Genomic DNA, 12,915 nt, shown 5'->3' with positions numbered 1-12,915 from the left:
CGGCGCCGGTCAGGCGAGCGCCACCAGGTCCGCGTAGTCCGGGCCCCACAGGTCCTCGACGCCGTCCGGGAGCAGGATGATCCGCTCCGGCTCCAGCGCGTCCACGGCGCCCTCGTCGTGCGTCACCAGCACCACGGCGCCCTTGTAGGTGCGCAGCGCGCCGAGGATCTCCTCGCGGCTGGCCGGGTCGAGGTTGTTGGTGGGCTCGTCGAGGAGGAGGACGTTGGCGGAGGAGACGACGAGCGTGGCCAGCGCCAGTCGCGTCTTCTCACCGCCGGAGAGCACGCCCGCGGGCTTGTCGACGTCGTCGCCGGAGAACAGGAAGGAGCCCAGCACCTTGCGGACCTCGACCAGGTCGAGGTCGGGCGCGGAGGAGCGCATGTTCTCCAGGACCGTGCGGTCCGGGTCCAGCGTCTCGTGCTCCTGGGCGTAGTAGCCCAGCTTGAGGCCGTGACCGGGGGTGACCGCGCCCGTGTCGGGCTTCTCGGCGCCCGCGAGCAGCCGCAGCAGGGTGGTCTTGCCGGCGCCGTTGAGGCCGAGGATGACGACCCGGGAGCCCTTGTCGATGGCCAGGTCGACGTCGGTGAAGATCTCCAGCGAGCCGTAGGACTTGGACAGGCCCTCGGCGGTGAGCGGGGTCTTCCCGCAGGGCGCCGGCTCGGGGAAGCGGAGCTTGGCGACCTTGTCGGAGACGCGCACCGCGTCCAGGCCCGACAGCAGCCGCTCGGCGCGCTTGGCCATGTTCTGCGCGGCCACGGTCTTGGTGGCCTTCGCGCGCATCTTGTCGGCCTGCGAATTGAGCGCGGCGGCCTTCTTCTCGGCGTTCTGCCGCTCGCGCTTGCGGCGCTTCTCGTCGGCCTCACGCTGCTGCTGGTAGAGCTTCCAGCCCATGTTGTAGACGTCGATGACCGAGCGGTTGGCGTCCAGGTAGAAGACCTTGTTGACGACCGTCTCGACGAGGTCGACGTCGTGGGAGATCACGATGAAGCCGCCGCGGTAGGACTTGAGGTAGTCCCGCAGCCAGGCGATCGAGTCGGCGTCGAGGTGGTTGGTGGGCTCGTCGAGCAGCAGGGTGTCGGCGTCCGAGAAGAGGATCCGGGCCAGCTCGACGCGGCGGCGCTGACCACCGGAGAGGGTGTGCAGCGGCTGGGTGAGGATGCGGTCCGGCAGCCCGAGGCTGGCGGCGATCGTCGCGGCCTCCGCCTCGGCGGCGTAACCGCCCTTGGTCAGGAACTCCGTCTCCAGGCGCTCGTACTTCTTCATGGCCTTCTCGCGGGTGGCGCCCTTGCCGTTCGCCATCCGGTCCTCGTTCTCCCGCATCTTGCGCAGGACGACGTCGAGGCCGCGCGCGGAGAGGATGCGGTCGCGGGCGAGCACGTCCAGATCGCCGGTGCGGGGGTCCTGCGGGAGGTAGCCGACCTCGCCGGAGCGGGCGATGGTGCCCGCGGCGGGGATGCCCTCACCGGCGAGGCACTTGGTGAGGGTCGTCTTGCCCGCGCCGTTGCGGCCGACCAGGCCGACGCGGTCGCCCTTGGCGATGCGGAACGAGGCGGACTCGATGAGGACGCGTGCGCCGGCGCGCAGCTCGATGCCGGAAGCGGTGATCACGGGGGTTCTACTCCTGGGCAGTGATGGACGGCGGAAGGACGGACTGGGTCGCGATGACGCCGTCTAATGCACGAGGAGGAATGCCATGCGGACCAGTCTAACGGGGGCGCGCAAGCCGATTCGCGGGGTCGCCCGCCACGCCGGACGAGCCGGAGAGCGCGGTGCGGGGGCGATTCGCCGATACTCGGGGTGGACAGCCCTTACCGGTGAGCGGTGGAGCCGAGAGGCGGTGGGCACGTGCAGTTCGACGACGACGCGGACCTCGACACCTCGCAGGTGCAGGACCAGCGGGGCGGTGGGATCCCGGGCGGTGGGCTGACCATCGGCGGGGGCATCGTGGGGCTGATCGCGCTGGCCCTGGGCCTCTTCTTCGGCATCGGCCCGAACGAGCTGGGGCTGAGCTCCCAGGGGCCGGGCACGACGCCCTCGCCCAGCACCGACCAGCAGGTCTCCCGGACCTGCCGCACCGGCAAGGACGCCAACACCCGCCAGGACTGCCGCGTCGTCGCGATCGTCAACAGCGCCCAGTCCTTCTGGAGCCAGGAGCTCCCCCGCCACTCCCTGACCTACACGCCCGCCTCCACGGTCCTCTTCACCGGCCGGGTGAACACCGCCTGCGGGGCCGCCACCTCGGCGGTCGGCCCGTTCTACTGCCCCGGCGACCGCAAGGTCTACCTGGACCTGGGCTTCTTCGACGAGCTGAAGACGAAGTTCGGCGCGAGCGGCGGCCCCTTCGCCCAGGCGTACGTCGTCGCCCACGAGTACGGGCACCACATCCAGAACCTCCAGGGCACCCTCTCCCGCGCCCAGGACCGGCTCACCGGCGCGGGCAGCAACTCGGTCAAGGTCGAGCTCCAGGCCGACTGCTACGCCGGGGTCTGGGCCAAGCACGCGACGAGCACCCCGGAGAAGTCCACCGGCCGGCCGCTGATCAAGCAGCTGACCACGGCCGACATCGACGACGGGCTCTCCGCGGCGGCCGCGGTGGGGGACGACCGCATCCAGGAGAAGTTCCAGGGGCGGGTCACCCCCGAGAGCTGGACCCACGGCTCGGCCGCCCAGCGCCGGCAGTGGTTCACCACCGGCTACACCACGGGCGACATGGCCCGCTGCGACACCTTCCGCTGATCCCCCCGGAGGAGGGAACGCCATGGCAGAACCGCGCACCGTGGCGCCGGCCATCAGCCCGGCGCTGCTCTACCACGACGCGAAGGCGGCGATCCGCCTGCTCACGGAGGCCTTCGGCTTCGAACAGAGCGCGCTCTACGAGAGCGAGGACGGCACCGTCCTCCACGCCGAGCTCGTCTACGGCAACGGCATCGTGATGATCGGCTCCAAGGGCCGGGGCGGTGTCTTCGACGAGGCCATGGCGGGCGGCGGCCCCTCCGGCGTCTACGTCGTCGTCGAGGACACCGACGCCCACCACCGCCGGGCCGTCGAACACGGCGCGGAGATCGTCATGCCCCCGACGGACCAGGAGTACGGCTCCCGGGACTACATGGCCCGGGACGCCGAGGGCAACGTCTGGAGCTTCGGCACCTACGCCCCGAAGGGGGCTCGAATCAGCCCGTCCGGCGTTTAGCCAACCCAGCCCCGGCGTTCAGCCAACCCAGCCCCTCCGGCGTTTGAGGAGCGGGGGTCCGGGGGCGGAGCCCCCGGGAAACGGTGAAAGGGCGGGACCGGGGCCCCCTACGCCCCCCCGGTGTGCACCTGGAACGCGGCCCGCCGCACCGCCTTCGCCAGCGCCGGATCCGGATGCGCCGCCGCCAAGGCGACCAGCACCTGCACCGTCCGGGGATGCCCCACGGCCCGCACCTCCTCCAGCAACCCCGGCACGGTCCCCTGCACCGCCGAATCCAGATGCCGCACCAGCAGCCGCCCCTCCCCGTGGTCCGCGACCGCGGCCGCCGTGTCCACCCACAGCCAGGTCGCCTCCTCCCGGCTGAGCACCTCGGAGGCCTCCTCCGGGTCGTGCCCCTCGTGCTCGGCGAGCCACAGCAGGGCGTACGGGCGCAGCACCGGCTCCTCGGCCGCCGTGCGGACCGCCGGCTCGGCGGGCGCGCCCACCGCGCGCAGGGCCTCGAAGGCCTGGCCGCGCACCATCGCGTCGTCGCCCCGGGCGGCGTCCAGCAGCTCCGTGACGGCGCTGCGCACGGGCCGGGCGGCGAGCCAGGCGCGGTACTCGGCGCGGGCGGGGCCGGGGGTGAGGTCGGCGCAGCCGCGCAGCATGGCCTCGGCTGAGAGCTCGATGTTCCCGGCGGGGCTCTGGGCGGCCACGCAGATCTGCTCGAGCTTGACCCACACCGCCCAGTTCCCGAGCGGCGTGAGCAGGGCCTCGGCACGGGGGCCGGTGCCGCCGCGCATGACGAGCGCGCCGACGGAGGCGAGCCCTTCGAGGGCCCAGTCCAGCAGCCCCGGCAGGGGGTCGCCGGCGGCGGGGCCGGGCGGGACGGCGGGGCAGGCACCCGCCGGGACGGGCGCGTCGTAGGGGATCTCGCAGCGCTCGGCGCGGATCTCGGCCACCCGCTGCTGGAGGAGGTCGAGGAGCATCGCCACGGAGACGGGCCCGGCCGACAGGTGCATGACGGACAGCAGCTGGGGCGCGGCCTCGACGACCTCGGCCGCGACGGTGGAGTCGGTGCCGGGGGGCTCGGGGTGGGCCAGGGACCAGGCGTCGAAGAGCGCGACCCAGCCGCGCAGCACGGCGCTGTCGTCCCGTTCCCAGGCGGTCAGCCGCCAGCCGGGGCGGGCGGTGCCGCCGTGCAGCTCCAGCAGCCCGGCGAGCCGGGCCCGGTCCCATTCGGTGCGCACCGAGGCGGGGGGCAGGTCCAGGGCGGCCGCGGCGCGCTCGGCCGCGCCGTCGGCGAGGCCGCCGCCGGTGCCCGGTCGCAGGGTCGTGCCCCGGGAGCACTCGTCGGCCGCCCAGCGGGCCAGGCGGACCGCGCCGGCCAGCCAGGCTCTCGCCTGACGGGCGAGTTCCGGCCGGGCCGGGGTGCCGGCGGGCGGGCGGGGCGCCGGACGGGCGCCCCGGTTCGCCACGGCCCGGCGGGCGGCGGTGATCGGCTGTCGGGGAACGAGTCTGAGCCGGGAGTCGCGCGGAGTACGGGACGTCACAGGAGCAGTCTTGCCGTTCACGCTCCGAAAACCCAATCGGAATCAACTATCCAGCCGTCGGCGACCCGTGGTGGGGCGTCATGCGGGGGGTGCGTGAACAGGGCGAGCGCCCTGTTCACGCCCTACATCAGGGGGATCAGGAAGCGCCGCAGGGCCTCCTCGTAGCCCGTGGGATCGACGTTCCAGGAGGCCGCGTGACCCGCTCCGCGAACGGTGCGCAGCGTTATCAGTTCCGGCCGCCGGGCGGCGAGTTCACGGGAATGGAGGAGGGGCGCGACGGGGTCGTCGGTGCCGTGGACGACGAGGGCGGGGACGTCCAGCAGGGTGGGGTCGGCCGCGGTGAGCAGGCCCTCGGGGGCCAGACCGGTGCGTCCCTCGGTCGCCCGGACCGCAAGCGGAATGAGCGAGGCCGGGAGCCGGTGGGCGGCCAGGGCGCCCAGGGCGGCGGGCCAGTCGAGGAGCGGCGCGTCCAGGACGACGCCCGCGACGCGGTCGCTCAGCGCGGAGCCCGTGTCCCGCAGGGCGGCGAGCAGCGCCATCGTCGCGCCCGTGGACCAGCCGTACAGGACGACGCGGCGGGCGCCGTTGCGGAGGGCGTAGCGGATGGCGGCATCGAGATCCCGCCACTCCCGGGCGCCGAAGTGGCTGATTCCGTGCGATGGGCGGGGTGCGCCGGGGTCGCCCCGGTAGGCGAGGGCGAGGACGGGGAGGCGCTGCCGGTGGAGGAAGGGCAGCACGGTCAGGGTGTGCTCCCGGGTGGTGCCCAGGCCGTGGACGGCGAGCACCCAGGTGTCACGGGCGCCGGGCACGAACCAGGCGGGCAGCGGGCCCAGCTCGCCGGGCACGTCCACGTCGGCGTGGTCGAGGCCGAGGGCGTCGCGCGGGTTGCCGCGGTGCGTCTGCGGGGTGAGCCAGACCCGGTCGCCGGGGGCGGGGGCGCCGTGGGTGACGCGCGCGAGGCGCCGGACCACGCAGTCGTGGGGGTGCGAGACGTCGGCGACGACGTCCCCGACGACGGCGTGCAGCCCCCGGCCGGCCAGGCCGTAGGTGCCGGGGCGCAGCGTGGCCGGGGCGCGGGTGAGCGTGATCGCGCCGGGGGCGGCGCCGGTGCCGGGGATGACGTCGTGGACGGTGAGCCGGTGCTCGCCCGGCGGCGGGTGGCCGGGCACGGTCCGCAGGGCGGCGTCGCCGGCGTACCGCCCGGCCGCCACGGCGGCGGCCCCGGCTCCGATCAGCGTGGTGGCGGCGACGGCCGCCGCTCTCTTCAGACCCATCCCCTCCAGTCTGGTCCCGTGCGGGCCGCCGGGCGACTCGGCTCAGCCGGGCTGTCCGTAGCCCCGGTACTTGGCGGTGACTTCGTCCAGCTGGGCGGGCGTGAGGAGGGTGGGGGCGCGCCCGGGGACGGCGGAGGCGGCGAGCCAGACCCGGCACATCCACTCCAGTTGGGCGGTGCGGTCGTAGGCCGCCTCCAGGGTGGCGCCGTGGGTGAGGGTGCCGTGGTTGCGCAGCAGGCAGCCGGTGCGGCCGTCGAGGGCCCGCAGCGTGTGGGCGGCGAGCTCGTCGGTGCCGTAGAGGGCGTAGGGGGCGACGCGGACGGGCCCGCCGAGGGCGGCGGCCATGTAGTGGATCAGCGGCACCTCGTCGACGAGCGTGGAGACGGCGGTGGCGTGCGGGGCGTGGGTGTGGACGATCGCGGCGGCGTCGGTGGCGCGGTAGACGGCGAGGTGCATGGGCAGTTCGCTGGTGGGGGCGAGCTCGCCGAGCACCTGGCGGCCGTCCAGGTCGACGCCGACGGCGTCGCCGGGTCCGAGCCGGTCGTAGGGGACCCCGCTGGGCGTGACAAGGACCACGTCACCGACCCTTGCGGAGACGTTGCCGGAGGTGCCGACGACCAGGTGGTCGGCGGTGCTCCGGCGGGCCGTGGCCACGACATCGGCCCAGGTCCGGCCGATGTCGTCGGGTGCGGCGGGGGTCCGTTCGCCGGTCTTCATGATCTTCGCCTCCGGGTGGTGTCGTCCGTGTGCCCGAGCCCGTTCACCTTCCGTTCACCCGGAGTCCCTACGGTCGCCGCGTACTGACCTTCGAATCTGATTGCCTGGGTGAATGGAAAACATCACGCTTCTCATCGGGATCGTGATCGTCACGGCCTTGGTGTTCGACTTTACGAACGGCTTCCACGACACGGCCAACGCCATGGCCACCACCATCTCGACCGGAGCGCTCAAGCCCAAGACCGCCGTGGCCATGTCGGCCGTCCTCAACCTGGTCGGGGCGTTCCTGTCCGTCGAGGTCGCGAAGACGATCTCCGGAGGCATCATCGACGAGAGCGCCGGCATCAGACCAGAGGTGATTTTCGCCGGACTGGTCGGCGCGATCGTCTGGAACCTTCTGACGTGGCTGGCGGGCCTGCCCTCCAGCTCCTCGCACGCCCTCTTCGGCGGTCTGATCGGCGCCACCGTCGCGTCGGTGGGCTTCGACGCGGTCAACGCCGACAAGGTCGTCATGAAGGTCCTCATCCCCGCGGTCGCCGCCCCGATCGTGGCGGGCATCGCCGCCTGGGCCGCCACCCGCCTGACGTTCCGCCTGGCCAAGGGCCGCGACGAGGCGGACACCGCGAAGGGCTACCGCGCGGGCCAGATCGCCTCGGCCGCCCTGGTCTCCCTCGCCCACGGCACCAACGACGCCCAGAAGACCATGGGTGTCATCACCCTGGCCCTGGTCACCGGCGGCGTCGTCGCCCCGCACTCCGACCCGCCGCTGTGGGTCGTCGTCTCCGCGGGCCTGGCCATCGCGCTCGGTACGTACCTGGGCGGCTGGCGCATCATCCAGACGCTCGGCAAGGGCCTCGCCGACATCAAGCCGGCGCAGGGCTTCGCCGCCCAGACCGGTGCGGCGACCGTCATCCTCGCCTCCTCGCACATCGGCTTCGCGCTCTCCACCACCCAGGTCTGCTCCGGCTCGATCATGGGCTCCGGCCTGGGCCGCAAGGGCGGCGTGGTGCGCTGGTCGACGGCCGGCCGCATGGTCGCCGCGTGGGGCCTGACCCTCCCGGCCGCGGGCCTGGTCGCCGCCGGCGCCGCGCTCCTGGCCGACCAGGGCGACTGGGGCATCGCCGCGGTCGCCGTCCTCGGCCTCGGGGTCTCCGGCGCCATCTGGGCGGCCTCGCGCCGCAAGCCGGTCACCCACGACAACGTCAACGACCTCAACACGCCGCAGGGCCTCCCCGAGGAGCCCGTCGGCGTGGTCACGGCCGCCCTGCAGGCCGTCGCCCCGCCGCCGGCCGCCCCCTCGGCCCCGGTCACCACCGCGGCCGCTCCGGCCGCTCCCGCCGCCGCGACGACCGGCTGACGCCGGGCAACGGAGGAAGAACCACCATGCACATCGACTGGGCAGCTCTCGGCCAGGTCTTCGGCGTCAGCCTCGTGGTCACCGTCGGCCTCGTGGGCGTCTTCACGCTCGGCATCCTCGGCACGTCCCGCAAGCCGGCGACCACCACGTCGGCCCCGGCCGACACGGCCGGCACCACCGCCCTGGCCCGCACGGGCGCGTACGCGTGCTTCGCCCTGTGCGCGGCGGCGGTGGGCTACGGGATCTATCTGATCGTCGCCTGACGCCACATCGCGTTACGAACGCACGAAGCGCCGGTCCGGCCCCGCCGGACCGGCGCTTCTTCGTTTCCTCAGAACCCGTGCCGGGCGCCGCCGTCCACCGGGAGCATCACGCCCGTCACGTACGACGCCGCCGGCGACAGCAGGAACGCGGCCGTGCGGCCGAATTCGTCCGGCTCGCCGTACCGTCCCAGCGGGATCGTCGCCGAGCGGCGGGCGCGGGCGGTTTCGGGGTCGCCGGAGAGGGCGTCGAGCTCGCGCATGCGGTCCGTGGCGATGCGGCCCGGCAGGAGGCCGACGACGCGGATGCCGCGCGGGGCGACCTCGGCCGAGAGGGACTTGGCGAAGCCCGCGAGGCCCGGGCGGAGGCCGTTGGAGATCGTCAGGCCGGGGATCGGCTCGTGGACCGACGCCGAGAGGACGAAGCCGATCACGCCGCCCTCGCCGAGCGCGGCGGCCGCCGCGCGGGCCAGCCGGACCGCGCCGAGGAAGACGGATTCGAAGGCGGCCCGCCACTGGGCGTCGTCGTTGTCGGCGGCCGAGCCGGGCGGTGGGCCGCCGACGCTGATGAGCACGCCGTCCAGGCGGCCGAAGCGCTCCCGGGCGGTGGCCAGGAGCCGCTCGGCCGAGGCGGGGTCGGCGTTGTCGGCGGCCACGCCGACGGCGCCCGCGCCGAGTTCCCCGGCCGCCGCCTCGGCCGTCTTCGCGTCCCGCCCGGAGATCACCACGCGGGCCCCGTCGGCGACCAGCGCGCGGGCGGTGGCGAAGCCCAGGCCGCGGCTCGCGCCGGTCAGTACGTACACCCGGCCCTCAAGTCCAAGATCCATGACGTCAGTCTGCCGTGCCGTGCCCTGTCAGCAGAAGGGCCGTGCCCACCAGACCGATGTGGCTGAAGGCCTGCGGGAAGTTGCCGAGCTGCCGGCCGGCCTCGGGGTCGTACTCCTCGGCGAGCAGGCCGACGTCGTTGCGCACGGCGAGGAGCCGCTCGAAGAGCTCGCGGGCCTCCTTCGTCCGGCCGGTCAGGAACAGCGCGTCGGCCAGCCAGAACGAGCAGGCCAGAAAGGCGCCCTCGCCGCCGGGCACGCCGTCCACCGGCTCGCCCTCGACGCTGTAGCGGCGGACGAAGCCGTGGTGCAGCAGCTCGCGCCGGACCGTGTCGACCGTCGAGACGACGCGGGGGTCGTCGGGCGGCAGGAAGCCGACGCGGGGGATGAGGAGCGTGGCCGCGTCGAGCTCGCGCGAGCCGTAGTACTGCGTGAACGTGCCGCGCTCGGTGTCGTAGCCCCGCTCGCAGACCTCCCGGTGGATCTCCTCGCGCAGGACCCGCCAGCCGTTGAGGTCGCCGCGGAGCGACGGGTCCTCCTCCAGGGTGCGCACCGCGCGGTCGGCGGCGACCCAGGCCATCACCTTGGAGTGGGTGAAGTGCCGGCGCGGGCCGCGGACCTCCCACAGCCCCGAGTCGGGCTCGCGCCAGTGATCACGGAGGAACTCCAGGAAGCAGCGCTGGACGCTCCACGCGTGCGGCCGGTCGCCCAGGCCGCCGCGCCGCGCCGCGTGGAAGGAGTCGATGACCTCGCCGTAGACGTCGAGCTGCAGCTGGCCCGCCGCCAGATTGCCGACCCGGACCGGGTAGGACCGCTCGTAGCCCGGCAGCCAGTCCAGCTCCGACTCGGGCAGCCGGCGCTCGCCCGCCAGGCCGTACATGGTCTGCAGGTCGGCGGGGTCGCCGGCGACCGCGCGCAGCAGCCAGTCGCGCCACGCCCGGGCCTCGTCCTCGTAGCCGAGCGCGAGCAGCGTCTCCAGGGTGAGGGTGGAGTCGCGCAGCCAGCAGTAGCGGTAGTCCCAGTTGCGCACGCCGCCGATCTCCTCGGGCAGCGAGGTGGTGGGGGCGGCGACGATCCCGCCGGTGGGCCCGTAGGTGAGGGCCTTGAGGGTGAGCAGGGAGCGCAGCACGGCCTCGCGGTAGGGGCCCCGCAGCGGGCAGCGCTCGGCCCACGCGCGCCAGTCGGCGACGCTGCTGCGCAGGGCGTCGTGGGGGTCGACGAGCGCGGGGCGCGGCTCGTGGGAGGGGTGCCAGGTCAGGACGAAGGCGACCTTCTGCCCGGCCTCGACCGTGAACTCGGAGCGGGTGCTGAAGTCCCGGCCGAACGTGGACACGGGGGGCTCGCTGCGCAGCCAGACGGAGTCGGGGCCGGCGACGGCGACGTGGTGGTCGTCGTCGCGGCGCATCCAGGGGACGACCGCGCCGTGACCGAACCGCAGCCGCAGCACGCCCAGCATCTCGACGGACCCGCTGACGCCCTCGACGATCCGGACGAGGTCGGGGGCGCGGTCGCGCTGCGGCATGAAGTCGGTGACCTTGACGGTGCCGGCGTCGGTCTCCCAGACGGATTCCAGGACGAGGGAGTCGCCGGCGTAGGAGCGGTGGGCGCACTCGTCCGCGCCCACGGGCGCCAGCCGCCAGTGGCCGTGGTCCTCGTCGCCGAGCAGCGCGGCGAAGCAGGCGGCCGAGTCGAAGCGGGGCAGGCAGAGCCAGTCGACGGAGCCGTTCCGGCCGACGAGGGCGGCGGTCTGGAGATCGCCGATGAGCGCGTAGTCCTCGATGAGTGCTGACACGCGGGGCGTCCTTCCCCGGCCCCGCGCGGGCTACTCCGCAGACGCGGCTGTCCGGGCGACCTCGCCGCCCTCGGCGGGGGCTTCGGTGGCCGCGGCGGCCGCCGCGGCGGCGTCGGCGGCGCGGTCGCGGCGCTCGCGCCGGACCAGGATGAACCAGCCGACGGGCACGCACGCGCTGAACAGCCACCACTGGACGGCATACGCCATGTGGTTGCCGATGCTGCTGTGGTCCGGGGCGGGCACGGGCTGGGGCTGTCCGCTGTCTCCGGCGGGGGAGACGAGCTCGACATAGCCGCCGATGACCGGGCGGTGCAGCTCCTTGGCCTGGCGCTCGCTGTTGATGAGCATGATCATGCGGGGCGGCAGGCCCTTGGTGTCCTTGATGCCGCTGCCCGGTGTCTCGTCGGCGCGCAGCCGGCCCATGACGGTGACCTTGCCGGAGGGCGCGGCGGGGACGGCCGGGAACGTCAGCTGGCCGCCGTCGGCGGGGATCCAGCCACGGTTGACGAGAAGTGCCGTGCCGTTGTCCAGCACCAGCGGCGTGATCACCATGAAGCCGGACTTGCCCGACTCGTCCGTGCGGTAACGGACGACGACCTCGCCCTTGGTGTCGTAGGTGCCGGTCGCGGTGACCCTGCGCCAGACGTTCTCCTGCGGTACCTCGCGGCCGGGGGCGCTCAGCGTGCCGACGGGCACGGGGGCGTACGCCAGGCTGTGGGCGACCAGGTCGTTGCGCGCGACCCGCTGCTCATGGCGGTGGAGCTGCCAGAAGCCCAGTTTGATCATCGCCGGAATGAGGGCGAGCCCCACGAGCGTGAGGATCACCCACTGCCGGGTCAGCAGGAAGCGGTACACGCGTTTGACGGTACCTGGTGGGGTTCGCCCCCCTTGCGACGGGGGCCCGGCCCCCGGCTCAGGCGCCGCCCTCCGCCGGGGTGACGTGCGACAGGAGCTGGACGAACGCGGCCTCGTCGATCACGGGCGTGCCGAACGAGCGGGCCTTGACGACCTTGGAGGTGGGGGAGCCCGGGTCGTTGGTCACCAGCACGCTCGTGAGCCGCGAGATGCTCGTGGCCACATGGAGACCCGCCTCGACGGCCCGGTCCTCCAGCAGCTCCCGGTCGATGGAGGTGTCCCCGGAGAACGCCACCCGCATCCCCTGCTTGAGCTGCCCGCCCGGCGCGTACCGGCCGGGGTTGGGATAGGGGCACGCCGGGCGCTTCCGGCTCGCCCGCCAGGTGCCGGCGCCGTTCCGGTAGGACGGCTGATAACCGACCCTCGCCGAGTACGCGGGCGCGGCCGTCGGGCCGTCGGACCACTCGGTCAGCGGCTGGCAGGCCAGCAGCGGCAGCCGCAGCCCCGCCCCCGCCGCCAGGTGGAGGCTCGGCCGGAACGCCTCGGCCAGCACCCGGGCGTCGTCCAGCGCGTGGTGGGCGCGCTGCTGTACGACGCCGTAGTGGGCGGCGAGCGACTCCAGCTTGTGGTTCGGCAGGGGGAGCTTCAGCTCCTTCGACAGCGCGATGGTGCACAGCCGCTGCCGCACCGGGGCGGTGGTGCCCGCCCGGGCGTACTCGCGGGCGATCATCGACCAGTCGAAGGCCGCGTTGTGCGCGACGAGGACCCGGCCGTCGAGCCGCTTCGCGAACTCGCCCGCGATGTCCTGGAACAGCGGCGCGTCCGCGAGCACTTCGGACGTCAGCCCGTGGATCCACACCGGACCGGGGTCGCGCAGCGGGTTGACCAGCGTGTACCACTGGTCCTCCACCTGCCCTCGGGCGTCCAGCTGGTAGACCGCGGCCGACACTATCCGGTCGTCCCGGGCGAGCCCGGTGGTCTCCACGTCGACGACCGCGTACCCGTCGGGATACGCGGCAGGCCACGGGGTGGGCGATGCGGCGGCGGTGCGGTCTTCGAGCATGGTCCAAGAGCTTACGGGCCACCGCTGACAACGCGGGATCCGGCCGGTCCC

12 protein-coding genes are annotated in these 12,915 nt (G+C 73.9%); 4 read left to right on the top strand and 8 right to left on the bottom strand.

Annotation, left to right across the window (positions count from 1 at the left end; all coding sequences use genetic code 11):
- Window positions 1-9: 9 nt before the first annotated feature.
- Window positions 10-1,608, bottom strand: coding sequence for an ABC-F family ATP-binding cassette domain-containing protein (locus IE096_RS23565; protein ID WP_189454925.1), 1,599 nt, complete (start codon window positions 1,606-1,608; stop codon window positions 10-12).
- Window positions 1,609-1,845: 237 nt separating this feature from the next.
- Between IE096_RS23565 and ypfJ the strand changes: the two genes are divergently transcribed.
- Both ypfJ and IE096_RS23555 read left to right on the top strand, forming a co-directional pair.
- The gene (ypfJ, locus tag IE096_RS23560; protein ID WP_189454924.1) at window positions 1,846-2,736 is read left to right on the top strand and encodes a KPN_02809 family neutral zinc metallopeptidase; all 891 of its coding nucleotides are present in this window, start codon (window positions 1,846-1,848) and stop codon (window positions 2,734-2,736) included.
- A gap of 22 nt (window positions 2,737-2,758) precedes the next feature.
- Window positions 2,759-3,190 (top strand): VOC family protein, encoded by a 432-nt coding sequence (locus tag IE096_RS23555; protein ID WP_189454922.1) that lies wholly within the window; start codon window positions 2,759-2,761, stop codon window positions 3,188-3,190.
- Between the two features lie 107 nt (window positions 3,191-3,297).
- On the opposite strand, the gene IE096_RS23550 is transcribed toward IE096_RS23555, so the two are convergent.
- From IE096_RS23550 to IE096_RS23540, 3 genes are all read right to left on the bottom strand, one after another.
- Complete coding sequence (locus tag IE096_RS23550) at window positions 3,298-4,722, bottom strand: hypothetical protein (protein WP_189454920.1); 1,425 nt, start codon at window positions 4,720-4,722, stop codon at window positions 3,298-3,300.
- A 122-nt stretch (window positions 4,723-4,844) separates the two neighbouring features.
- Window positions 4,845-5,996, bottom strand: a complete 1,152-nt coding sequence (locus IE096_RS23545; protein WP_189454918.1) for an alpha/beta hydrolase — start codon at window positions 5,994-5,996, stop codon at window positions 4,845-4,847.
- Between the two features lie 42 nt (window positions 5,997-6,038).
- Window positions 6,039-6,713: a class II aldolase/adducin family protein gene (locus tag IE096_RS23540; RefSeq protein WP_189454916.1), complete on the bottom strand. Its 675-nt coding sequence runs from the start codon at window positions 6,711-6,713 to the stop codon at window positions 6,039-6,041.
- A 112-nt stretch (window positions 6,714-6,825) separates the two neighbouring features.
- On the opposite strand from IE096_RS23540, the gene IE096_RS23535 reads away from it, so the two are divergent.
- Entirely contained in the window at window positions 6,826-8,070 is a 1,245-nt protein-coding gene (locus IE096_RS23535; RefSeq protein WP_189454914.1) for an inorganic phosphate transporter, read from the top strand.
- Window positions 8,071-8,096: 26 nt separating this feature from the next.
- Window positions 8,097-8,333 (top strand): hypothetical protein, encoded by a 237-nt coding sequence (locus tag IE096_RS23530; protein ID WP_189454913.1) that lies wholly within the window; start codon window positions 8,097-8,099, stop codon window positions 8,331-8,333.
- Between the two features lie 68 nt (window positions 8,334-8,401).
- On the opposite strand, the gene IE096_RS23525 is transcribed toward IE096_RS23530, so the two are convergent.
- Genes IE096_RS23525 through IE096_RS23510 form a run of 4 tightly spaced genes read right to left on the bottom strand, consistent with a single transcriptional unit; the run spans window position 8,402 to window position 12,864 of the window.
- Window positions 8,402-9,157, bottom strand: a complete 756-nt coding sequence (locus IE096_RS23525) for an SDR family oxidoreductase (protein ID WP_189454911.1) — start codon at window positions 9,155-9,157, stop codon at window positions 8,402-8,404.
- 4 nt (window positions 9,158-9,161) lie between these two features.
- Window positions 9,162-10,946 (bottom strand): glycoside hydrolase family 15 protein, encoded by a 1,785-nt coding sequence (locus IE096_RS23520; protein WP_189454909.1) that lies wholly within the window; start codon window positions 10,944-10,946, stop codon window positions 9,162-9,164.
- A 30-nt stretch (window positions 10,947-10,976) separates the two neighbouring features.
- On the bottom strand, window positions 10,977-11,801 hold the full coding sequence (locus IE096_RS23515; RefSeq protein WP_189454907.1) for an SURF1 family cytochrome oxidase biogenesis protein: 825 nt from the start codon (window positions 11,799-11,801) through the stop codon (window positions 10,977-10,979).
- Window positions 11,802-11,859: 58 nt separating this feature from the next.
- Entirely contained in the window at window positions 11,860-12,864 is a 1,005-nt protein-coding gene (locus IE096_RS23510; protein WP_189454905.1) for a DEDDh family exonuclease, read from the bottom strand.
- Between the last annotated feature and the right edge of the window lie 51 nt (window positions 12,865-12,915).

Source organism: Streptomyces abikoensis (genome assembly GCF_014648775.1).
Classification (GTDB): domain Bacteria; phylum Actinomycetota; class Actinomycetes; order Streptomycetales; family Streptomycetaceae; genus Streptomyces; species Streptomyces abikoensis.
Note: the sequence above shows the minus strand (reverse complement) of the source record. Positions and strands in the feature narration are given on the sequence as shown.